The 23,184-nt window shown below is 61.5% G+C and carries 13 protein-coding genes; 10 read left to right on the forward strand and 3 right to left on the reverse strand.

Translation table 11 applies throughout. From position 1 onward, the window contains the following. Positions 1-14 precede the first annotated feature (14 nt). On the reverse strand, positions 15-545 hold the full coding sequence (locus tag PLANPX_RS21190) for a sigma-70 family RNA polymerase sigma factor (protein ID WP_152100652.1): 531 nt from the start codon (positions 543-545) through the stop codon (positions 15-17). A gap of 484 nt (positions 546-1,029) precedes the next feature. Here PLANPX_RS21190 and PLANPX_RS21195 point away from each other — a divergent pair, with 484 nt between their 5' ends. The 10 genes from PLANPX_RS21195 (at position 1,030) to PLANPX_RS21240 (ending at position 19,793) form a co-directional block, all read left to right on the forward strand. Then, a complete protein-coding gene (locus PLANPX_RS21195; RefSeq protein ID WP_152100653.1) occupies positions 1,030-2,904 on the forward strand; it encodes a hypothetical protein in 1,875 nt (624 codons plus the stop codon). 102 nt (positions 2,905-3,006) lie between these two features. Continuing rightward, positions 3,007-3,945, forward strand: a complete 939-nt coding sequence (locus tag PLANPX_RS21200) for a hypothetical protein (RefSeq protein WP_152100654.1) — start codon at positions 3,007-3,009, stop codon at positions 3,943-3,945. 114 nt (positions 3,946-4,059) lie between these two features. Continuing rightward, complete coding sequence (locus PLANPX_RS21205; RefSeq protein ID WP_152100655.1) at positions 4,060-5,061, forward strand: dockerin type I domain-containing protein; 1,002 nt, start codon at positions 4,060-4,062, stop codon at positions 5,059-5,061. 34 nt (positions 5,062-5,095) lie between these two features. Then, positions 5,096-6,136 (forward strand): DUF1559 domain-containing protein, encoded by a 1,041-nt coding sequence (locus PLANPX_RS21210; protein ID WP_152101959.1) that lies wholly within the window; start codon positions 5,096-5,098, stop codon positions 6,134-6,136. A gap of 219 nt (positions 6,137-6,355) precedes the next feature. Beyond that, positions 6,356-7,102, forward strand: a complete 747-nt coding sequence (locus tag PLANPX_RS21215) for a hypothetical protein (RefSeq protein WP_152100656.1) — start codon at positions 6,356-6,358, stop codon at positions 7,100-7,102. 261 nt (positions 7,103-7,363) lie between these two features. Next, positions 7,364-10,861, forward strand: a complete 3,498-nt coding sequence (locus tag PLANPX_RS21220) for an NPCBM/NEW2 domain-containing protein (RefSeq protein ID WP_261344406.1) — start codon at positions 7,364-7,366, stop codon at positions 10,859-10,861. 120 nt (positions 10,862-10,981) lie between these two features. Further along, positions 10,982-15,217: a lamin tail domain-containing protein gene (locus tag PLANPX_RS21225; RefSeq protein ID WP_172992225.1), complete on the forward strand. Its 4,236-nt coding sequence runs from the start codon at positions 10,982-10,984 to the stop codon at positions 15,215-15,217. A 319-nt stretch (positions 15,218-15,536) separates the two neighbouring features. Further along, a complete protein-coding gene (locus PLANPX_RS21230) occupies positions 15,537-16,421 on the forward strand; it encodes an ABC transporter ATP-binding protein (protein WP_232536211.1) in 885 nt (294 codons plus the stop codon). Further along, positions 16,418-18,253, forward strand: coding sequence for a hypothetical protein (locus tag PLANPX_RS21235; protein WP_152100659.1), 1,836 nt, complete (start codon positions 16,418-16,420; stop codon positions 18,251-18,253). Before PLANPX_RS21230 ends, PLANPX_RS21235 begins: the two co-directional genes overlap by 4 nt. A 154-nt stretch (positions 18,254-18,407) precedes the next feature. Next, a complete protein-coding gene (locus tag PLANPX_RS21240) occupies positions 18,408-19,793 on the forward strand; it encodes an aldose 1-epimerase family protein (protein ID WP_152100660.1) in 1,386 nt (461 codons plus the stop codon). Positions 19,794-19,841: 48 nt separating this feature from the next. Here the strand turns inward: PLANPX_RS21240 and PLANPX_RS21245 are convergent, their stop codons facing one another. Beyond that, complete coding sequence (locus PLANPX_RS21245; RefSeq protein WP_152100661.1) at positions 19,842-21,026, reverse strand: LacI family DNA-binding transcriptional regulator; 1,185 nt, start codon at positions 21,024-21,026, stop codon at positions 19,842-19,844. A 98-nt stretch (positions 21,027-21,124) separates the two neighbouring features. Further along, complete coding sequence (locus PLANPX_RS21250; RefSeq protein WP_152100662.1) at positions 21,125-23,167, reverse strand: glycoside hydrolase family 32 protein; 2,043 nt, start codon at positions 23,165-23,167, stop codon at positions 21,125-21,127. Between the last annotated feature and the right edge of the window lie 17 nt (positions 23,168-23,184).

Consider the following 23,184-nt stretch of genomic DNA (forward strand, 5'->3'; position numbering starts at 1 on the left):
CCTGATCCGCTGCCTTAGTCTGCGTTCCAGTTCAAACTCGCTTCGACGCAACGCTCCAGTCCCTTCCTGATTCTCAGGAACAGACTCTTGATTGAGTCCTCGCTCCGCTGCGCTTGGGCGGCGATCTGTCGAATCGACATTTCCGCGCTGTAACGCTGCCAGAGCAATTCGCGATTCCTCCGCGGCACCTTGTCGAGGCACTTCCGCAAAGCGGCTTGCCGGTCGTTCGCATCCGCTGCCTCCACGGCGGCAGAGTCGAGCATCATCTCCGCAACTGCCGTCGAGTAGACGTGCCGATCGCGTTGGCCGTCGCGCAAAAACGACAGCACTTCGTAGCGGGCGATGGTCAATCCCCACGGCAAGAACTCCGAGCCGGTGCGAAACTCGCCCGCTTTCTTCCAGAGGACGAGATTCGTGCGCTGCAGCACGTCGGCCGCATCGGCGTAGTTCCCCAGGGACGCCAAAATGTATCCGCGCAGACGGCCCTGGTTGGCAGTCAACGCCTGCACGTAAGCCTCCAGCGCCTCGCTGCGTCCATCGCTCATCGTAGAAATTTCAACCGTTTGGAAATGGCGCGCCGATGCCCCTACCCGATGCCTCGACAATGGTGTGCTGCCTTCCTCTCCAGCATAGAGTCTCCGCGAAACGATAGCGGGTGGCGAAGAAAATCTGTGATTCCGCAAATTTCTGCGACTGGAGAGTTCTTGGCGAAATTCCGGCGACAAAAGAAGAAAATATGAAGAAAGCGCGTCACCACGGCCAGCCCTCCGGAGATACTAGGCAGACCGCGGTGGGGACGCCGCGATCGAGAGGCTTTTCTAACTCTCTTCTCATCGTGACGACGCGCGACTTCGCTTGTCATCCAGCGGTGTTCTTGGCGAGTCGAGTGACGGCGTAGTCCGCAGCCATCAGCTGCGTGACGACGGTCGACGCTCCGCCGCCAGAGCCAGCGCGTTCGGCACGACTGTGTGACTCTGCTGGGCCTCCACGCGAGGCAAGGGATAACAGCAACTCTTTCGGGGATGCATCATGACGCGTTTGAGGCTTTTCATCGCGGCAACGCTCGCTGCAGTCGGTCTGAGCATTGCGGCCTCGCCACAGGCGACGGCGGGATTCGACATCTACTGGCTGCCCACCGGCAGTTCCGGATGGAATTCGAACGCCAATTGGTCTTACACGCCTGGCGGCGCGGCGCGTCCCGAGGGGGCGCCGGGAGCTGCTTTCGAAGAAATCGGCGTCATTAACAATGGCGGAACGGCGACGCTCGGCACGGCGATCATCCAAGACGTCGGCGGCGTGTCGCTCGGACAAGCCGCGGCTGATTCCGGCACGTTGTCGATCACTTCCGGCGGCGTGTTCAACAGTGTGGTGAGCCCTTCGACGACCGGCGCCGCTGCGATCGGCGTCGCCGGTACCGGGACGCTCAACGTCAGCGGAACCGGTTCGTTTGCCGCCGCCAGCCTGTCAGTCGCTGGCCAGGCGGCTAGCCAAGCAACCTTCAGCGGCAACGCCGCCGTGGCGATCAGCGGCAGTTCCACGATCTCGCGAAACCTGCGCATCACCGGTCCGAACGTCAACTTCAACTCCGCCACCGGGGTGACGTTCCAAGGAACGAGCGTCTTGACGCACGAGATCACCAGCGGCTCCGGCCACTCGCCGGTGAAATCGGCCGCCAGCGTCGCGCTCGGCGGCAACTTGGCGGTGCAATTCAATGGCGTGACGCCGACTGCAGGCAACTCTTGGAATCTCGTCGACGCCGCTGCCATCACCGGCAACTTCGCCAACGCCACGATCGGCGGGCCAATTCAAGTGACCGGCGCCCCCGCCCCCGCCCTCGGTTCGGCGTATCGGCTTCGCCAAACCGCCGGCGGAAACAACGGCCAACTGCTGCAGGTCGCCTTGGAAACGATGCTCGTACTGCGAGTCAACCGTGACACGGGCGAGCTTTCCATCCGCAATCCGCTGGGCGCGGCGGTGAGCCAACTCGATGGCTACACGATTACCTCGCCCACGATCGGTTCGCTGCTCACCAGCTACAAGGGCATCTCCGGCGCACCCGCCGGGAACGCTGGCTGGGAAAAGGCACCGGGCAACTCTGCGAATGGTTTGGCCGAATTCAAGCCGACTGGCTCGTTCAACGTTTCCGCCGCAGGAACGTCCGTCACCCTCGGAACTGGGTTCAGCAAAACCGCGGTCGCCAGCAAAGGGCTTGGCGTCAACGGCGAGGATCTCCAGTTCACCTACCACGCCACCGGCGGCGCCGTGGTGAGCGGCCAGATTGAATACGTCGGCACGCAGTTCCTCAATAACATCGCGCTGATCGTCAACACGACGACCGGCATCGCGTCGCTCAAGAACGACTCGCTGACATCGCTGTCGATCGACGGATACTCGATTCTGTCGTCGACCGGCGCGCTCAACGGCGCCACCTGGACGAGCCTGGCCGATCGCGCGGGAACGTACCCCAACTGGCAGGAGTCGCCGACGACAACCAGCGCCTTGTCGGAGACGAACCCGGTGGCGCCGCTCGCCATTCCCGCCGGGCAATCGATCTCGCTCGGCAACATTGGCAACTTCGCCACGCAAGCCGCTAAGGATGGCTTGAGCATGAAGTTCATCCTAGGCAACGAGTCGACGTTCCGCATGGCCACGATTTCATTCACCTCCGGCGCAGCGCTGGCGGGAGACTACGACGGCAATGGCCGCGTCGATGGCGCCGACTTCCTGCTGTGGCAACGCGGCGGCTCGCCGAATCCGCTCAGCGCCGGCGATCTGGCGACGTGGAAAAGCAACTTCGGAGCCACCTCCGCCGTCGGCGCCGCTGCCGCCGTGCCAGAACCTGCTGCTTGCGTCTTAGCCTGCGTAGCGTCGCTGGCCGTCGTCGCCGGCCGCCGTCGCCGCTGATGCGGATTACACAGTTCAACGCAGCAAGCGTTGGATCTTTTTGTCGCCGCCCTGCCCCGTCAACAAGATTTTTCGAACACGACTCTCGGAGGTAAGAGAGAGATGATTCGCATCCAAGCTGTTTTCGCCGCCACCCTTGTCGCCGCGACGATCGCGTCTTCGGCACATGGCGCCGCCACGCTCTCGTTCAATGCCAGCCCGCCGGCGCTTGGCACTTACGATCAATCCCAATTGCTGGATGACGCCGTCATCCCGGGGGGCAACACGCCGGGCGGCGGAACCTACAACTCCCAGTCATACACCGACAACGGCGGGCCGCTGGGGCAGACGTTTACCGCCCCCGGCACGAAGCATCTCTACGCGTTGACCGCCCTCACGTTGAAGGGCGTGGGCGACACGGGCGGCGTGATCGACGCGGCTGGCGTCACCTGGGCCGTCCGCGTCAGCAAGGTTAGCGGAACCACGCTGACGCCGCTGAAAACCATCACCGGCATTCCGACGCTCGCCGGCGCCATTGGCACGGAATGGGTGACCCTCTCATTCACCGGGTCTGATACGACGACGCTCGACGGCGCCGCGCTATACGCCTTCGAGGTCTACACCACCGCCGGCTGGTTCGGCGTCGACGCGACGCAAGGCGACGCCGCCTACGCGGGAGGCTCGGCGTTTAACAGCGCGGGCGCCATCCGGTCGTTCAACGACAACACGCTCGGCAACGTGGCCGCGCACGGATACGACCGAACATTCGTCGCCCAGCTCACGGCGCCTCCCGGCGGCCCCGGCGACGTTGACAACAACGGCGTCGTCAATCTCGCCGACTACACCATCATTCGAAACAATCTCGAAAAGCCAGCGGCGATTTTCACCAACGGCGATCTCAACGGCGACAGTTACGTCGACCTCAATGACTTCCGCCGCTGGCGCGCGGCCGCTCCTCCTGAAATCGCGGCCCTCGTCGGAGTTCCCGAACCGGCAACGGCAACGTTGGCCCTCGCGGGCGCGCTGCTCGTAGCTGCTCGCGGGCGACGACGCCACCGCTAGGTTCATCGAAACGACAGTTCGAACGCGTGCAACTAATCAGCACGCTCCTCTCTTCAACTTATTCCAACTTCCAATCCTGACTGTCCGGACGAGTTTCAGGAAAGAACATCAATCATGAATACAAAGCACCTGTTGGCGATCGTCGGAGCCCTGGCGTGGCTCCTACCCGCAACTGTTAATGCCCAGAGCTTGGGGCTGAACTTCGCCGCCGGCGATCCCGACGCGGCGACGAGCTCGCTCAACCCGACCGACGTCGCGGGCGTCATCCCTGCGGCCAATTGGAACAATTTGCTCGGCGCCAACGGCACCGGCGTCGGCGGACTCTTCTACAACAATGCCGGCACGCCGGTTGCCAGCGGGGCGACAGTCACCTGGACCAGCCCGAACACCTGGCGTTCCGGCGGTAACAACGCTTTCCCCGCTGGGCCGAACAAGATCCTGACCTCGGGCTACCTCGACACGGGAGACACGGCCGCTAACGGCATCTCGATCACCGTCAACAACCTCGACACGACGCTCCGCACGCCGGCGTACGACGTCTACGTCTACTTCGTCAGCGACTCGAACGCCAATCGCGGCGGCGGGTACACGATTAACGACGGCATCAACAACATCGTGAAGTACGGCAGCTCGATGGGCAGCCCGACGGCATTCGTCGAAGATCCGGGTATCGATGCGGATCTGACGGTCGACGGCAATTATCTCCGCTTCCGCGGCTTGACGGGGTCGTCGTTTACGCTGACGACGAATACCACGCTCACGACCCCCAATGGGTTTCGCGCGCCGATCAACGCCATCCAGATCATCGGCGGCGTGTCGTTGGCCCCTGGCCCTGGCGACGTCAACGAAGACGGGTTCACGAACCTCGCCGACTACACGCTCATCAAGAACAACTTCTTCCTAGCGACCGGCGCCACTCGCGTGATGGGCGATCTCACGCTCGACGGCAAGATCGATTTGGCCGACTACACGATCTGGAAGAACAACGCGCCGGCCGCCGTGCTGGCGCAGATTGGCGTGCCGGAACCAGCAAGCGCCGCCCTCGCCGTCGGCGCCATCTTCGGCTTGGCTGGCGTCGCGCGTCGCGGTCGCCGCTGCGGAAAATCAATGTGCTAACGGAAAGCGTTCATCGAGACTGAGGAGTCGAGCCATGCGGCGTCGAAATGCAGGATTTACGTTAGTCGAATTGTTGGTGGTGATTGCGATTATCGGCGTCCTGGTAGCGCTCCTGCTACCCGCCGTGCAAGCGGCCCGTGAAGCGGCGCGACGCACGCAGTGCAAGAACAACCTCAAGCAAATGGCGCTCGGATGCATGAACCACGCCGACATCCAGAAGCACTTCCCGACTGGGGGTTGGGGTTGGTTCTGGGCGGGCGATCCGGATCGCGGCTTCGGCAAAGATCAACCGGGCGGGTGGATCTACAACACGCTGCCGTTTCTCGAGCAGGCCGCGCTGCACGATCAAGGTAAAGACGGGCAGCCTGACGTGCTGACCCAAGGCCAGCGAACGGCGGCAAGGACAACGCTTACTTCGCCGCTCGACGCTATCACCTGCCCGTCTCGTCGACCGGGAGGTCAGACGTTCCCCTACCTGAATGCAACCGGCATCTACAACGCGCTCAAGCCTGAGGCGGTCGGACGGAGCGACTACGCGGCCAACTCTGGAACGGTGTACGACGAAGCGGATAGTTTCCCTTCAACCTACGCGGCGGTTGGCGGATATTCCTGGTTTGAAAGCCGACTAGCGACGATGTCGCCTCCACAAGACTCGTCTCTGGTATTGAATGGCATTTCCCATCAACGGAGCCAAGTCACTTTTAAGCATATCACCGACGGCACCTCAAACACATACATGGTGGGCGAGAAGGCGCTCACGACTGTTAACTACGAAACGGGGGGCGATGCCGGCGACAATGAAACTTGGTGCACCGGATTCAACAACGACAACTTCCGCAAGACTGCCTCAGGCGCCTACGGTTCACTTGCTGCACTAACGCCTCTACTCGATGCACCTGAATATCCCGCTGGCGTCAACGGCCAAGACGCTTTCGGTTCCGCTCACGCGGGCGGCCTCAACATGGCCTACTGCGACGGTAGCATTCACACCGTCGGTTACGACATCGACTGGCAGATTCACCGTGACTTGGGCGACCGCGCCGACGGCAATGTGACGACCACGGGTTCGCCGTGAGCAAGGCGAGCAGCTACCGGAGTCACGCTCTAAATCTCCATTAAAACCGACTTATGCGTCCGACGAGCAAGCGTCTCGCCGTGGTTGTTGGGGGACAAACGGCGAGACGCTCTGCTCTTTCGAATACCGCGGCAGCGGCGGGCAACGCTGCGAGAGAAGAGGCGACAACGGGATTCAACGGCTTTGATCTCACATCCTCTGCTTGAAAGGTTGATGCTTATGAAACGACGCTTCTGTCTGATGGCCCTCCTCGCGATGTTCGTGCCGAGCGTAACGCATGCGGCGGTGACGATGTCCTTCAGCGCCGGCAACACGCCGCCGACGGTCGGCCCGCTCGATCAATACAACTTTCTGAGCGACGCCACGGTCCCCGGCGGATCGGCGCCCGGCGGCGGAACCTACAACTCGCAAAACTACAGCGACAACGGCGGCCCTCCCGGGCAAACCTTCAGAACTCCCGCCGGCGCGACGCCCTACAAACTGCAAGCGATCTCGCTCCTCGCCGTCGGCGACGGCGGCGGCGGCGTCTTCGACTCCGGAACCTGGAGCCTGCGCGTCAGCTCGGTGGCCGGCACAACGCTAACGCCGATCGCCACGCTCACCGGGATCGCGAACCTCGGCTCGAACGCCAACGATAAGACCGAAGGTTGGTTGAAATTCAGCCTCACCGGAGCCGACTCGCCCACGCTTAACCCGAACGCCGACTACGCCTTCGAACTCTTCTCCGCCAATGGTTGGCAAGGCTTCGACGCGACGCAAAGCGACGCTGGCTACGCCAACGGGACGGCGTTCAACAGCGCCGGCGGCGCTCGATCGTTCGCTGACGCGACGCTCGGCAATCTGGCCAATCACGGCTACGACCGGACGTTTCACGTCGCGCTCTCCGCCGTTCCTGAACCGGCGGCAGGGTTGCTCGCAGTCGTTGGATTGGTCGGGCTGTTGGCCAACCGCCGCCGTTTGAAGTAGTTGACTTAACGCTCTCTCAGCGACGGACCACAGAGATCCACCGCAGAGGGAAGATGACGTACGCACTAGCCTTCGGAGTCGCGAGCACTCGCGGCTCCGAAGGCGTTTGGTTGAATGAACAGACGGAGGGGCGCCGTGATGAGCAAACAGCTGAGGTGGCGGCGTCGCCGTCCGCGCAACGTAGTACCACCGACTTCCAGGGGGCGGTCAGCGTTCGCGGCGAGCCTGTCGCTCGGTTTCGAAACGCTCGAAGATCGCCGTATGCTGGCGACTGTTCCGGCGGGCTTTACGGAGTCGGTCGTCGCGTCGAATTTAACCAGCCCGATCGCGATGACTGCCGAACCATCCGGACATCGCCTTTGGGTGGCATTTCAAGACGGTCGCCTCGGCGTCATCGAGCATGACGCGCTGCAGTCGCAGTTGGCGTACACGTTGCCGTGCGATGGAACCGGCGAACGCGGTTTTCAAGGCATCGCGCTCGATCCCGATTTCGAGACGAACGGTTTCATCTACGTCTATTACACGGCAACGTCCCCCGAGAGCCACAACCGCCTCAGCCGGCTGACGGTCGATCCGACGACGGACAAAACCATCCTGCCCGGCAGCGAAGTGGTGCTGCTCGATCTGCCGCTCTTCTCCCAGTTGCCGACGAACAAGGCGCCCATCTGGCACATGGGCGGAGCGATTCAATTTCTCTCCGACGGCACGCTCACGATTCAAATCGGCGATCATCAGAACAACAGCATCGTGCAGAACAACAATGCCCCGCTCGGCAAAGTGCTGCGCGTCAATCGCGATGGTTCGCCGCGGACCGACAATCCGTTCTACAATCCTGCCGATACGAATCCCGCTGGCGGAAACGACTGGAGCGGCAACGCCCCGGGAGACGTCGACTGGATCGATTACGTGTGGGCCTCGGGGTTGCGCAACCCGTTTAGCAGCGACGTCGATCCCGTCACAGGCCGCTACTTCATCAACGACGTTGGGGAGGGAACGTGGGAGGAAATCGACGAAGCCACGGTCGCCGGTCGCAACTTCGGCTGGCCGCTAACTGAAGGCGCGTTCAACCCTGCGACGTTCCCCACGTTCACCAACCCTGTGTTGGCGTACAACCACAGCGAAGACAGCGCCATTACCGGCGGTGCATTCTACAGCGGCGTCTTGCCGCAGTTCCCGGCGCAATACCAGGGAGGTTACTTTTATTCGCAGTTCACGGCCGGTCGCATCAAGTACGTCGATCCGGCGAACCCAGCGGCGGCCGTCACGTTCGCGACTGGCGCCGAGTACCCGATGAACATCGAAGTGACGAGCGACGGCTCGCTCTACTACATCGCTCGTGGCGCCGGGGCCGGAGGAGCACCGGGCATTGGCACGGGGTCGATTCGCAAGATTCAATTCGCCGCCAACATTGCCCCGCAGATCAACCAGCACCCGAGCAACGCGCTGGTTTCGCTTGGGCAGAACGCGATATTCACGGCGAGCGCCGCCGGATCGACGCCGTTGAACTACCAATGGCAGCGTTACAACGGGTCGGCGTTCGTCAACATCCCCGGAGCCACCAGCGCCACGCTCACGCTGAACAACGTCTCGTTGGCCGATAACGGCGCCCAGGTGCGCGTCGTCGTGACAAACATCGTCGGCAACGCCGTGAGCAATGTCGCCACGCTCGCAGTGACAACCGACACGCCCCCCACGCCGACGATCGTCACGCCCACGCTCAGCAAAACCTACGTCGGCGGCGAGACGATCTCCTTTTCAGCCACCGCTCAGGACCTGGAGGATGGGGCGCTGGGCGGCAGTGCGATGACGTGGCAAGTCGATCTTCATCACGACACGCACTCGCACCCCTTCATGCCGCCGACGGCGGGAATCAGCTCAGGCAGCTTTGTGATCCCCACGATCGGGGAAATTTCGCCCAACGTCTGGTATCGCATCACGCTCACGGTCGTCGATTCAGCCGGCCTCAAAACGAGCATCTTCCGCGACGTCCATCCGGTGACCAGTAACTTCACCGTGATGACGAACTTCGGCGGCGGGCAAATTCTGATCGATGGCCAACCCCAGGCAGCGCCGCTGACGACGACCGGCGTCGTCAACATCGAACGGACGCTCACCGCCCCGCTGACGCAGTTAACCTCCACAGGCGCGCTGGCGACGTTCGTCCGCTGGCAAGACGGCGAAACGAACAACACGCGCACAATCGCGACGCCAGCGAGCGGCCAGGCGTACATCGCACTCTACGCGGATGCTTCAGGGTCGCTCGCTTTCCTCAGCGACCTGCCGGTTGCCAACGCCCCCGCGCCGAATGGCTGGGGACCCATCGAACGCGACACGAGCAATGGCGAAGCGGCGGCCGGCGACGGCGTGCCGATGGCGATCCAAGGCGTCGGGTACGTGAAAGGCCTCGGCGTCCACGCCTTCTCCGACGTCCAGTATCAACTCGGCGGCAAGTTCGAGCGGTTCATCGCCGACGTCGGCGTCGACGACGAAACGGGCGACAATGGATCAGTCACCTTCCAGGTCTATGCTGACAACGTCTTGCTCTTCAATTCCGGAACGATGACCGGGGCCAGTGCGAGTCAAAAAGTCGATGTGAGCGTCGTCGGCGTGCAGGTCTTGCGGCTGGTCGTGGGCAATGCCGGCAATGGCGACGGCTTGGACCACGCCGATTGGGCGAACGCTCGGCTCATCGGCGATCAAACCGGTTCGCAAGTTTACGTCAACTTTCAAACGGCGTCGGCAGCGACTCCGGCGGGGTATCTCGCCGATGCGGGCTTAGTCTTCGGCAACCGTGGCAACGGTCAGTCGTACGGATGGTCGAGCGATCACACCGACGTGGCCCGCGATCGCGACGCCAACGCCGACCAACGGCTCGACACGCTCAACCAATTCCACGCCGGGCAGAGCTGGGAACTTGCACTGCCAAACGGCGTCTACGCAGTGACCGTCTCGATCGGGGATCCTTCGTTCACCTCGGCGCATACGCTCAATGTCGAGGGGATTTCCTTCTGGAACAACGCGACGCTCGCCGCCAATCAGTTCAAGCAACGGACAATGATGGTGACCGTCGCCGACGGCCGGTTGACGCTCGATGCGGGCAACGCGGTCGAACGGGGAACGCGGCCAAACTACATCGAAGTCATCCCCACGGCGGCGCCCACCTTGTTCCCACTGCGGCTTGGCGATTTCAACGCTGACGGGCGCGTCGACGGCGCCGATTTTCTACGCTGGCAGCGTAGTTACGGCGCCACCAGCAGCACGCACGCTCAAGGCGACGCCGACGAGGACGGCGACGTCGATCAGGCCGATCTGGCGGTCTGGAAAGCGACCTTCGGCGCGAGCAACCCGCCGGCGATCGCGGCATCCTCCGTCGCTGCGGTTGCGATCCCGGATTCACTCGCTGCTCCGGCGAGCATCGCGGGCGCCGATTCCCCTACGGCGCACTCGGCAGACGAGGTGCTCACTGAAACGCTTGCTGAGAGGCGGCCCTTCGCGCTGACGACGCTTGGCTTAGCGTCAGAACTGCCGACTGGTCGAACCGAGATGCTCCGCGCGCGGAATATCGAGCCAACGCCCTCAAGCGGTCACGAAGAACCTACAGCGCCGAGCCTCAACCGCCGCGTTTGGGCCAAGAGCGAGGCAAGTCACGCTACGCTGAACGCGGGCAACCATCAAGCACACGACGATGCGTTCGCCGCCATCGACTTCACCACGCTCCGACATTGGTCCGGCGATTTGCGACAACTCGCTCGCCAATGACATACTGAACGGTAAGGCATCACGAGCAGCTGAACTCCTCCACGACGCACTCTCATCACTGCAACGCAATTATCGACACCGGGATTTTCCGCGATGGCTCTTGGGCGAAAGAAGCACCGATTGAAGAAGCCCCCCTTCTCAAACCACGCGAGCCTCCGTCGCAGCGGCTTCGAACATCTGGAACCGCGTCATCTGATGGCGGTCGTCATCAACGAGTTTCACTACGACCCGGAGAATGCGACCGAGCAAGTCGAGTTTATCGAACTCCACAACACGGGCGCCGCTGCAGTCGATCTCTCAGATTGGCGAATCGACCAAGCCGTTGACTACACGTTCGCCAGCGGCGCCGCGATCGCCGCCGGCGGATACGTCGTCGTCACGCAAAACGCCGCCGACTTCCAAGCGAAGTTCGGCTTCGCCCCGCTCGGGCAATGGGAAACGGGCGATAAGCTCTCGAACGACGGCGAAACCATTGAACTTCGCGACGCCGCCAATTCGCTGATCGACACGGTCACTTACAAGCTCGGCTTTCCCTGGCCGACGACTGGCGACTTTGGCAGTTCCATCGAACTGATCAACCCCGCGCTCGACAACGACCTTGCCGGCAACTGGCGATCTTCCGGCATTTCGTCGACGCCCAACGCCGGCTCGCGGCTGATCGCCCCCGGCACGACCTGGCAATACCGCAAGGGAATCACCGCCAACCCGCCGACGGTCGCCAACGATCCCGCCAACAATTGGCGGCTCAACGGCTTCGTCACGAGCAACGATTCAGTTGCTTGGCAGTCGGGCCTCGCCTCGATTGGCTTCGGCGACGGCGACGACGCGACGATCCTGTCGGATATGCAGAACAGCTATTCGACGTTCTACGCGCGCAAGAGTTTTACGCTGAGTAGCTCCGTTCCCGATCGACTCAAGCTGCGAATCTACGTCGACGACGGCGCCATCGTCTATCTCAATGGCGTCGAAGTCACGCGGTTCCACGTCTCTCCCGGCGACAAGAACTTCAACAGCCCCTCCGGCGCCAACCACGAAGCAGAGTGGGAAGAGATTGTCCTCACAGGGATGAGCCAGTACCTGACGCTGGGGACGAACACGATTGCCGTCCACGTGCTGAACGAGTCGCTCGGCAGCAGCGATGCGTCGTTCAATCTGGAACTGGGCATCCCCGCCGATACGCTCGGCCTACCGACGCCCGGCGCCCAGAATTCCGTTTACGCCACGAACTCCGCGCCGCAAATGCGGCAACTGACGCAATCGGTGCTGCAACCTGACAGCGGCCAAGCAGTGACGATCACCATGAAGGTGACTGATCCCAACGGCGTGCAGTCGGTGAAGCTCGACTATCAAACCGTCGACGCCGGCGCCTACGTCCGGCTGAGCGACTCCGCGTATAGCGACGGTTGGACCATCGTGACAATGACCGACGACGGCCTCAATGGCGACGCCGTCGCCGGAGACGGCGTCTACTCCGTGACGCTGCCGGGCTCGCTGCAAGTCAACCGTCGACTCGTGCGTTACCGCGTCACGGCGACCGATACGCTCGACGCCTCCGTGCGCGGCCCGTACGCTGATGATCCGCAGCCGAACTTTGCCTACTTTGTCTACGACGGCGTCCCCAATTACACCGCCTCGCTCCGCCCCGGCGTCTCGCCCAATGTCGTCTACAGCGGCGCCAAGCTCGACGACATCGCCACCTACCATCTCATTGCGAACGCCGCCGACATCCAAAACAGCCAGTACAACCCCTCCTACAACGAAGTCGAGTTCCGCGGCACGCTCGTCTACGACGGCGTCGTCTACGATCACGTGCTGTTTCGCAATCGCGGCCAGGCGTCGACGTATGCCGTCGGCAAGAACAAGTGGAAGATCGAATTCCAAACGGGCCACTTCCTGCAAGCCCGCGACAACTACGGCAAGCCCTACGCTGAGCTATGGGATGAGATCAACGTCCTGCCAGGCACCAACCCCTGGTGGCGCAACGATGCGTCGACCGACGGCACCGTGCTGTTCGAACCCGCGGCATTCAAGCTGTACGAACTCGCCGGCGCCCCGTCGCCGAAGACGCACTACTTTCAGTTTCGCGTCATCGACGACGCCTCGGAAACGGGCGCCAATCAATACGGCGGCGACTACTGGGGGCTCTACATCGGCATCGAGCAGCCCGACGGCAGCTTCCTTGACGAACGCGGACTCGACGACGGCACGATCTACAACATGCACGGCGAGGCCTTCGGCGCCACGACCAATCGCCATCAAGGCTCGGAGCTGCCGACCGATCGTTCCGACTTGATCGCCTTCCTCAACGGCGCCGACGGCGGCTTCGAGTCGCTCGCATGGTGGGAAGCGAACCTCAACTGGGACGTGTACTTTGCGTGGAACCTCATCAACCACGCGGTGAACAATTCCGACATCCGTCCGAACGAGAACGTCAACTACTACCACAATCAGGCGACCGGGCAGTGGTACGTCATTCCGTGGGATCTCGATCTCACATTCGAAGACGCGCCTCACTTTGGCACGCCGGTGACGACGCGCGAAAACATTCGCACGCTGCTGCAAGATCATCCTGCGGCGAAGCTCGCGTACCAGAACCGCTTGCGCGAGATCACCGACCTGCTGCTCGGCAACGGCGATGCGGCGAAGGTAATCGAAGAACTCGCACGGACGCTCACGCTTGGCACGGGCGACCTATCAATCGTCAACGCGAACCAATCGCAGTGGGACTATCACCCGCAGAAGAACAAGCAAGGCATCTGGTACAAAAACTTTAACGCGAGCCTGCTGCCAAACCAAACGTTCGCGGGCTTGGTCTCCTACATGCAGAGCTACCTCAGCCCCGGCGGCTACGGCTACAACCAAATGGTCTCGCAAGGGAGCGACATCGGCATCCCATCGACGCCGACGATCTCCTACATTGGCGCAGTCGGCTTTGCGGCTGACGGCCTCGCCTTCCAGACGTCCGCGTTCGCCGATCCCCAAGGCCCAGGCACGTTCGCTCGCATGGAGTGGCGCGTCGCCGAAGTGAAGAGCGCCTCGAGCGCCAACTTCGTCGCCGGCAACGAGTATGTTTACGAAATCCAAGGAACTTGGGAGTCGGGCGAGCTCGCCAGCTTCTCCAACCAAGTGAGCGTCCCCAGCGGCGCCATCGCGGCCGGCAAGACGTACCGCGCCCGCGTGCGCATGCAGGATAGCGACGGCCATTGGAGCCACTGGTCGTCGCCGGTCGAATTCTTGGCAGCTGCGCCGTCGGCCCTTCCGACGCTGGCGATTACCGAATTGCACTACAACCCGACCATTGCTCCCGTCGGCGTCGACCCTCAAGAATTGGAATTTATCGAGGTTCTTAATACCGGTTCGGCGCCCGTTGATCTCTCCGGCGTCCAACTCACTACGTTCGCTGCAACGCCCTACGTCTTCGCTAACGGCCTGAGTTTGGCAGCCGGACAGCGCATTGTCGTCGCCAAGAACCCAACGCAGTTCCAAGCGGTCTACGGCCTCGGCGTCAACCTCGCTCCTAGCGGTTACGGTACGGCGAACTTGAGCAACGGCGGCGAGATCATCGTCCTGGCAGCCGCAGACGGTACGCCAATTCAAACCATTGAGTACGACGACGGCGGCCTGTGGCCAACCGCTCCGGACGGAGGCGGGCCGTCGTTGGAAATCATCAATCCGGCAGGCGGCGCCAGCGATCCGACCAATTGGCGCGCCAGCGCGATGAACGGCGGATCGCCTGGCTGGAACGGCATCCCCGGTACTCCCGGCGACTACGACTCGAATAATGTCGTCGACGGTAAAGATTTCCTCACGTGGCAGCGGAGCTTCGGCGCGAAGACTCCCGCACTCCTGGGAGCTGACGGCAGCGGCAATTTGGTCGTCGACGCCGGCGACCTCGACGTCTGGAAGAACAACTACGGCGCCGCTACGGTCGCAGCGGTCGTCGCCACGCCGTTCGCCATCGTTGCGCCAGCCGCGCTCGCTTTGCCTGTCGTCGAGGAGTTGGAAGATCCTCGCGCGAACGAACACGACGTTGCTTTCGGCCAAGACCTCAACTTGGCCGGACTCACTCTCGACAGCCGCTCGCCATGGTCTACAACAGAAGGTAGCCCAGCTGCAGCTTCCGTCTCGAAATACGCAGCGTCTCAAGCTGCCGCGGCAGTTTATCGCCCTGCCCTTCCAGGCCTTGCGATTCAACGCCTATGGCCTGCATCGCAAACGAACGCTGCCAAGCTCCAGCAGCCAAGTGAAGCGTCTTCCTACCTTCCAGCTGTCGACGAGGTGTTCGACCGCCTCTGCACCACGCGCCAGTCAAGCCGCCTCACAAGCGGCGGCAGATCCCCGCTGCGGCGCGCCTAAACCGCCTTGGTAGCGTTAGCTTTCCAGCTTCTCTAGCCCCGGGCTCCGCCCGGGGGTCGCGCCGCGCAAATCGACGCCCACCGGAATTATTGTCTCCCTACTCTGTCGGGATCCAAGATTCCGCGCGCCGCTACGAAGAGGTTGAAGAGCTTTCCAGGTACGAACGCCGGCTCAAAAACTTCCGCAACGCGAGACGCTGCAAGCTCGTTGTCGCTACAGTTCTGCCTATCCGCAGGTTTTTTTAGCTATTCAGTTTGTTCCTTGCTACGCTTGGGTCATTTACGGCACGCTGCCCCATAGCGCGAACCGTTACCACAGCGTGGCATTGTTGCGACTCAGCACGCCGAACATCCCCTCGATCGCGCCCGCCCCCATGACGCTAGCCATCGAAACGAAACAACTCACTCGGTACTTCGACGACGTCCAAGCGGTCAAGTCCGTCAATCTCGCCGTGCAGCGGGGCAGCTTGTACGGGTTTCTGGGGCCGAACGGCGCCGGCAAATCGACGACGATCAAGATGCTGACGGGCATTCTCGTCCCCTCGTCCGGCGAAATCTCTCTGCTCGGCAAGAATCCCTGGAACAGAGACGAATCGATCGCGATCAAGCAGCGCACGGGAGTCGTTCCGGAAGACCTCGCTTTGTTCGACAATCTTACGGCCCGCGAGTACCTCACCTTCACGGGGCGCATGTATTCGATGGATCTCGGTACGATCCGCACGCGCTCGGAAGAACTCCTCTCGCTGCTCAAGCTCGAAGGGGTTGAGAAGAAGCTCACCGTCGAATACTCGCACGGCATGAAAAAGAAGCTTGCGCTCGCTGCAGCGATCCTACCGAACCCCGATCTGCTGTTTCTCGACGAACCATTCGAAGGCGTCGACGCCGTGACGTCGCGCGTCATCCGCGACATCCTTTCGATTTACGTCGGCCGCGGCTCGACGGTATTCATTACGTCCCACGTGCTGGAAATCATCGAACGCATTTGCACGCATGTCGGCATCATCGCTAACGGCCAGCTGGTCGAACAAACCTCGCTGGAGGAACTCCGCCGAGGCAGTTCGCTCGAACAACGCTTCTTGGAGAAGGTGGGGCGGCCCGATGCCGAGCAGATTGACCTCGCCTGGCTGAAAGATAGCCCCGTTCGCGCCGACGCGCCATCGGCAGTCTTGCCGGTCGAATCATCGAGCGAGGGCAGCGCATCATGAATCTCAACCATCTGAACGCCATCATTCGCGTCCGTTGGCAGATCATGGCCAATCGGTTTCGCAAGGCCGGCCTCGCCAACAGAATCATCTTGTTCACCGTGATGATTCTCGCAGCAATTGGCTCGCTCGGCATGTTCGTGCTCGCCATGATCGGCGGCAAGTTTTTTCTCGAAAAGGTCGAACCGTTCTATGTCATGTACGCGTGGGATGTACTCGCCGCCGCGTTTTTGTTCGCGTGGGCAGTCGCCTTGATGGTCGAGTTGCAGCGCTCGGAATTGCTCTCGCTCCGCAACCTGCTCCACCTGCCAGTCTCGCTGTCGGGCGCCTTCTTCCTGAACTACGCGAGTTCGCTCGTCAGCCTGACGGTGCTACTGTTCCTGCCGCCGATGCTCGGCTTTTGCCTTGCCTCGGTTCTGCATTTCGGAATCAATTCGCTGGTCGTCTTCGCGCTGCTGGCGTCATTCCTCCTGATGGTGACTGCCGTGTCGTACCAGCTGCGCGGCTGGCTCGCGCGGCTAATGGAGAACAAACGCACACGGGGAACGGTCATCGCCGTCACAACGGCCTTCTTCGTGCTGATTTTTCAGCTCCCCAATCTGGTCAATTTAAGGCTCTCACAATCGCGTGCGACTGCCTATCAACAACAAAACGACGCAGAAGCAAAGCGCCTGACCGAACTTCAGCAGCAACTTGAACGCAAAGAGATTGGGCCTGAAGAGTACACTGCCGCCGTCGAAGCCAGCCAGCGAGAGTCGGAACAGCAACGAGCGGCGTTTCGCGCTGCTAAAACGGCGGCGACCAACCGCACCGCGTCCCTCGCCAATGCGGCATTGCCGATCGGCTGGCTTCCCCATGGAGCGAGTGCGGCCGCGTCTGGCGCCGTCGTCTCGCCGTGGCTATGCGTTTTGGGCATGTCGACTATCGGCGCGGCTAGCCTGGCGCTCGCTTATCGCAGTACGCTTCGTACCTACACTGGCGCTCACAACAGCGTCTACCAGCCCGTAACACAGCGTCGAACACAAGCATTCGTCACGGGTTCCCTGCTAGAAAAACGAATCCCGTTTTTGACTGAAACGCAAACCGCCACAGCGCTCGCCACATTTCGCTCGCTTCTTCGTGCGCCGGAAGCAAAGATGGCGCTGCTAACGCCGCTGATCTTCGCCTGCGTCTTTGGGTCGATGTTGGCCACCGGAGCCATCGGCAAGCTTCCCGCGGTCGTTCGCCCCTGGATCGGCATCGGCGCGCTGGGAATGTCGTTGTTCGGAATGGCGCAAATGATGCTCAATATGTTCGGCCTCGATCGGCATGGCTTCCGCGCATACGTCCTCGCGCCGGCGCCGCGACGCGATATCTTGCTCGGCAAGAACGTGGGGCTCTTTCCCCTCGCTAGCGTGCTCAGCGCATTACTCGTTGTATTCTGCGGCTTCGTCGGAAAGTTGGAGTTCGTCCACATCGCCGCCACGCTGTTGCAAATTATTGTCGCGTACCTCGTCTACTTCACGATCAGCAACTTCACTTCCATCGTCGCCCCCATGGGGATGGCGGCCGGAACGATGAAGCCGGTATCGATGAGCGCGAGCGTGATCGCCTGGCAACTGGCGGCGATCCTCCTGGTCCCGGCGGCGTTTCTTCCTGCGGCGTTGGCGTTAGCTGCGGAACAGTTCGCCGGCGCGATCACGTCGATCCACGGCGTTCCAATCTACCTACTGCTGACGGCCCTCGAACTACCGCTCGCGCTCTGGTTTTACAACCGGATGTTGAATCTCCAGGGACGGCTTCTTCAGGAACGCGAGCAAACAATCCTCGCCGTGGTTTCAAAGACCTCGGATTGAGCAAGCCCGATGAGTCAGGGCTCCGAGAGTCACTGCCGCCGTTTTTGTGCAGTTTTCCGCGGATTTTTGCACGCTCGTACGCTCCGAAGCGGCTCGCACGGACTGTCCGCCGTCGTTCGCCGATTGCAATCGACGGCGTCTGTATTAACCTACGATGGAGACGCGGCCGACCTCCTCGCTCGCTCAATCGCTTGTCATCGCTCCATTCGACGTGTATCGCAACGAGTCGCACTCGACGCCGCACTGCTCGCTTGCCCAGGGAACAGAAGCCGTGAAGAGATTGCTGTGCATGCTTTTTACGATCGTCGCCGTATCGGCGCACGTTCTGCACGCTTCCGAGTTTGTGCTGATTGACTCCGCCGCGAACATTAACGTTTCCGAGTTCGAAAAGTCAGAAACTGATTTTCCGCAACTGCGAACGGGTCCTTGGCGAGTCGAGAAACAGCTCCTGCACGGCGGCAAGCAAGAAGGAACCGAACTCATTGTTGTGAGCAACGGGAAGCTCCGCTTCGGCGTCTCTCCCACGCGCGGACTGAGCGTTGTCTTTCTTGAGCAGGTTGCGAATGCGAAGTTTCCCGTTGGCTGGAAGTCGCCGGTGACCGAGATCGTCCACCCGCAATTCATCGATCTCGAAAGTCGCAGCGGCCTAGGGTGGCTGGACGGCTTCAACGAATGGATGTGCCGCTGCGGCCTCGAGTTCGCCGGGCATCCGGGAAAGGACACGTTCACCACCAACACGGGCGAGAAAGGCGAACTGACGCTCACGCTCCACGGCAAGATCGGCAACACGCCGGCGTCGCGCGTCGTCTTCTCCGTCGACGACGCGCCGCCCCATCGCATCCGCATCAAGGGAACGGCGTTTGAGCGTTCATTTCACGGCCCGAACCTCAAGCTCGAAGCTGAGGTGTCGACGGTTCCCGGAACCGAGTCGATCGAGATTCACGATCGCGTCACCAATCTCGGCGGCAGTCCTCAAGAATTTCAATTGATTTATCATACGAACTACGGTCCGCCGATCCTCGAGAAAGGATCTCGCATCGTCAGCGCAATCGAAAGCCTCGAGCCAATGAACGACCGTGCGGCGGAAGGCGTCGACCGCTGGAACACTTGCGAAGGCCCGACGCCCGGCTTCGTGGAACAGGTTTACCTAGCCCACGCAGCCGGCGACGCGGACGGCTCAACGAGCGTCATGATTGAGAACGCCTCCGGCTCGCGCGGCGCGAGCGTCAGTTGGAACATCAACCAACTGCCTTATCTCACCGTGTGGAAGAACACTGCCTCGCAGGCAGAGGGGTACGTCACGGGCCTGGAGCCGGGAACCGGATTTCCCTTCAATCGCTGGGTGGAACGCCATTTCGGCCGGGTGCCCACGCTGAAGCCGGGAGAATCCCGGGAATTCTCGCTGTCGTTCAGCGTTCACCCGGACAAGGCGTCGGTTCAAAAAATGCGGCAACGCATTGAAGCGATTCAGCAGCGAACACCGGCTTCGATTTCAACGACTGCGCCGAAGATTCCCGAGTTCGATGCGAACGCGGACTGATCCGCTCAGTGTAGCTCGAAATAGCGCTGCTACTCTTCAGCCGCATCGCTATGCCGTCGACTGGCGAACAACCAGTTCGCACCCTAGCAGAATGTCGCGCGCCGGCGCATCGGGCGACTCAACGCGATCGAGCATCGCCCGAAACGCGGCTTCGCCAATCGCGACGCAGGGCTGGCGCACGGTGGTCAACGGAACGCGCAGCAATTCCGCGTACTTCACGTCGTCGACGCCAGCAACGCGTACGTCGCCGGGAACTTTTAGCCCAAGCTGATCAAGGCTGTGCATCAGCTGCCCAGCCGTGACGTCGTTGCCGCACACAATGCCGTCTGGCTTGAGCCGATCGATAACCTTCTTCAATTGCGTCAGGTCGCGCGGATCGCAGCGGTGGACCAGCTTCGAGTCGAACGCGCCGGAATGTTTGACGACGGCTTCCGTGAACCCCGCGATCCGCGCGTCGATGGTCGACGCCGAGTGTTCCCGCGCGACGAAAATGACCCGCTCGCATCCTCGTTGAAAGAAATGCCGCGTCATCATGTAGCCGACGCGACGGTTGTCGACGCCGACGAGATCAAACGTACTCCGTTCCGGATAGGGAACGTAGTCCCTGTCGAGCAGCACCACAGGGATCTTTGCTTTCGTGAGCGTCGCGATGATCTTGTCGTTGACTTCCTCCTGCCCTTCGACGAGTTCCACCGGCGCGAAAAACACGCCGGCGACGTTGCTGAGAGCAAAGTGGTTGCACAGCGACAGCGCAAAGTCGGCCTCGCCGCTAGGATCGCTACGGCGAACGTCGGCCCCCCACAGAATTGAATGACCGTAATCTTGCGCCGCGGCCGCCATCTGAGCGCAAATTGGCTCGAAGATCTCCGTCTTCCCCAGCCCGGAAATCAGCAGGCCGAAACTGCGCGGCATCTGTACTTCGCTGCGAAGCACGAACGTCCCCGAGCCGACTTTGCGTTGCACCAGACCGTGGGCCTGAAGCTCCTGCAGCGCTTTGGCTACGGTCGGCCGCGAAACGCCGAACTCGCGCACGAATTCGGTGTCCGACGGAATTCGGTCGCCAGGTTGCAGCGCGCCGCTGCGGATGCGATCTCGCACCGCGTCGACGATTCGGCGATGTTTGCTGGTGCTCGTTCCCATAGCGGTCGATACATTGGCCGTGCCCAAACTGGCGCCAATGACGGCGGCAGCTCGGGCAGCAGATTGGCGTTCAACGGGGCGGGAATGCAACATGGTGGTCCACGGCGAAGGGGATTATAGAGCCACGCTTACCGAACGTCTAACTCGCAACCTCATGGGCGTACAACATTGCCTAACCCGAAGAAACAGCCCTAACCTCCGGTCCAAGCCGATTTGAGCCGCCGGACTTCGAGTTTTTTCACTTCGACCTCGCCCCCTTGGGCGGTGATCGACGGAGCGGCGTTGCGATCCTGTGGCGCGTAGTAAGCCGCGAAGAATCGTTCGCCGTCGAACGCAAACGACTCGACCGACAACCGGTCAATCAAAAAACGTAACTTCACGACGCCGTCGCGCGGCGTCAAATTGTCTAAGACAACGATTTCGGTCGCGTTTCCCCCATCGTCGACCGCCCGCTGAAGCAAACGCTGCCCCGCGACGTCGTACTTCAGCAACGCTCCCGCCAGACGGATTTCCAAATCTTTCGCCGTTCCCGGGACGAACTCGATTTCGAGGTCGACCAGATCAAGCGGCGGCTGATCGGCGAGCAAATTCTCACCATCGCTAAGAGTGACGTTTTGGAGCACCGACGATTGGTCGACGAGCTTGCCGATCTCGTCGATCGGCTGCCCGGCGAGGCGGAGCTCTCCGCCGATGCGCCGCAGCGTCAGCTCGTACGGAAACGCCATTTGTTGGTTGAACGGCAGGCCATACTTCTCCGCAGCGTTGGGCCCGCCGCGCATCCAACCGATCTGCACGACGCGATCGTCTGGCATGTCGTTAAACGACTGAGCCGCGTAGAAGTTGCCGCCGCCGGCAACGTGCGGCCCCGACTCGGTGTGGAACTCGCGCCCGTCGAACGTTCCCACCTCGTAGTCGAAGCTGGCGTCGTAGATGACCGCCTTCATCTCGTTCTTGTCGCCATCGACTGGCAGGAACACCAGATCCATACATTCAAACGCCCATTCGCGATCGAGATCTGAAGCGTGCTCCCAATGCACAAGATCGTCGGAAGTAAAGAATCGCACCTTTCCTGGGTTCTGCTTCACCCACAGCACCATCACCCACTTGCCGCTCGGCTCGTGCCAGAAGACTTTTGGATCGCGCTCGCCATCGTCGAATCCCTGATTCTCGACCACCGCGCGGCCGTCGTTCCAATACGACCAAGTCTTACCGCCATCCGTGCTATAGGCCATCGCTTGGTAGAACTTCGGCTTGCCCGCAAAGGTAAAGAACGCCACGAGCGTTTTCTGATCGCCCCGCTGCTTGCCGAGGCTGTTGTTGTGATCGACGACCGCCGTGCCCGAGAAAATCGTTCCTGGTTGCCGATCGACCCGATACGGCAGCAGCGCATGATCTTGCTGCGTCCAATGCACCATGTCGGGGCTCGTCGCGTGCCCCCAGGTCATGTTGCCCCACACAGGCGCGAGCGGATTGTGCTGAAAGAAGAGATGATACTTCTCGCCGTCGAACATCATCCCGTTGGGATCGTTGAGCCACCCCTTGCGAGCGCTGAAATGAAACTGCGGCCGCAACGGCTCGCTGTAGGAATCATCGTCGCCCGGCGAGGCGGGAATACCTTCCTGCAGCGCGAACTCGCCCATCGAACCCGCCGCAGGCTTGTCGGTCCCGGTGAACGAATCGACGTTAATGTGCCCCCAACCTCCGCGCACATTGTCGTACACGATCAGTTGCGCACGCTTCCCGAGGAAGCGCGAGACGTCATAGCTGGTCCGCGACATCGTTTCTGAATCGGAGCCCGTGGCAAGATCGATCTCCTCGCCATCGCAGCGGAGCTTCACGCCCGACTTCCCCGCATGATTTCCGCCGCCGATCAGGAAACTGATAAACGGCTTCTTAATGGTGAATTCAGGCGAAACGAGCGTACCGACGGCGTCGTCGGTAAAGGCATCGCCTGGGCGGCCTTCGCGGCCCGTCGCTTTCTCAAATCCGCCAATCCAAAACTCGCCCTCAAGAGCGCTCGATTCGCGACCGCGCACTTGTGGATTGTCGCCCTTCGTCGGCTGGTGCTGAAACGCATCCCCCTCGACCGCCCAACCTTCGAGGGCTCCGCTCTCGAAGTCTGCGTTGGGAAACAGAAATTCGTCGGCGCGCACACTGGCGGATACAGCAGCTGCCAACAGCGCCGAGAACAACAGAAGCCATTGCGACGAGCGTTGAGTACAAACGTTGAACATCGATTCAAAAAACAAGG

This window comes from Lacipirellula parvula (assembly GCF_009177095.1).
Taxonomy (GTDB): Bacteria; Planctomycetota; Planctomycetia; order Pirellulales; family Lacipirellulaceae; genus Lacipirellula; species Lacipirellula parvula.

What these genes read in the sequence shown, in the direction of transcription:
- PLANPX_RS21190 (WP_152100652.1), bottom strand. Translation starts at nt 545, where the DNA reads ATGAGCGATGGACGCAGCGAGGCGCTGGAGGCTTACGTGCAGGCGTTG.
- PLANPX_RS21195 (WP_152100653.1), top strand. Translation starts at nt 1,030, where the DNA reads ATGACGCGTTTGAGGCTTTTCATCGCGGCAACGCTCGCTGCAGTCGGT.
- PLANPX_RS21200 (WP_152100654.1), top strand. Translation starts at nt 3,007, where the DNA reads ATGATTCGCATCCAAGCTGTTTTCGCCGCCACCCTTGTCGCCGCGACG.
- PLANPX_RS21205 (WP_152100655.1), top strand. Translation starts at nt 4,060, where the DNA reads ATGAATACAAAGCACCTGTTGGCGATCGTCGGAGCCCTGGCGTGGCTC.
- PLANPX_RS21210 (WP_152101959.1), top strand. Translation starts at nt 5,096, where the DNA reads ATGCGGCGTCGAAATGCAGGATTTACGTTAGTCGAATTGTTGGTGGTG.
- PLANPX_RS21215 (WP_152100656.1), top strand. Translation starts at nt 6,356, where the DNA reads ATGAAACGACGCTTCTGTCTGATGGCCCTCCTCGCGATGTTCGTGCCG.
- PLANPX_RS21220 (WP_261344406.1), top strand. Translation starts at nt 7,364, where the DNA reads ATGCTGGCGACTGTTCCGGCGGGCTTTACGGAGTCGGTCGTCGCGTCG.
- PLANPX_RS21235 (WP_152100659.1), top strand. Translation starts at nt 16,418, where the DNA reads ATGAATCTCAACCATCTGAACGCCATCATTCGCGTCCGTTGGCAGATC.
- PLANPX_RS21240 (WP_152100660.1), top strand. Translation starts at nt 18,408, where the DNA reads ATGGAGACGCGGCCGACCTCCTCGCTCGCTCAATCGCTTGTCATCGCT.
- PLANPX_RS21245 (WP_152100661.1), bottom strand. Translation starts at nt 21,026, where the DNA reads ATGTTGCATTCCCGCCCCGTTGAACGCCAATCTGCTGCCCGAGCTGCC.
- PLANPX_RS21250 (WP_152100662.1), bottom strand. Translation starts at nt 23,167, where the DNA reads ATGTTCAACGTTTGTACTCAACGCTCGTCGCAATGGCTTCTGTTGTTC.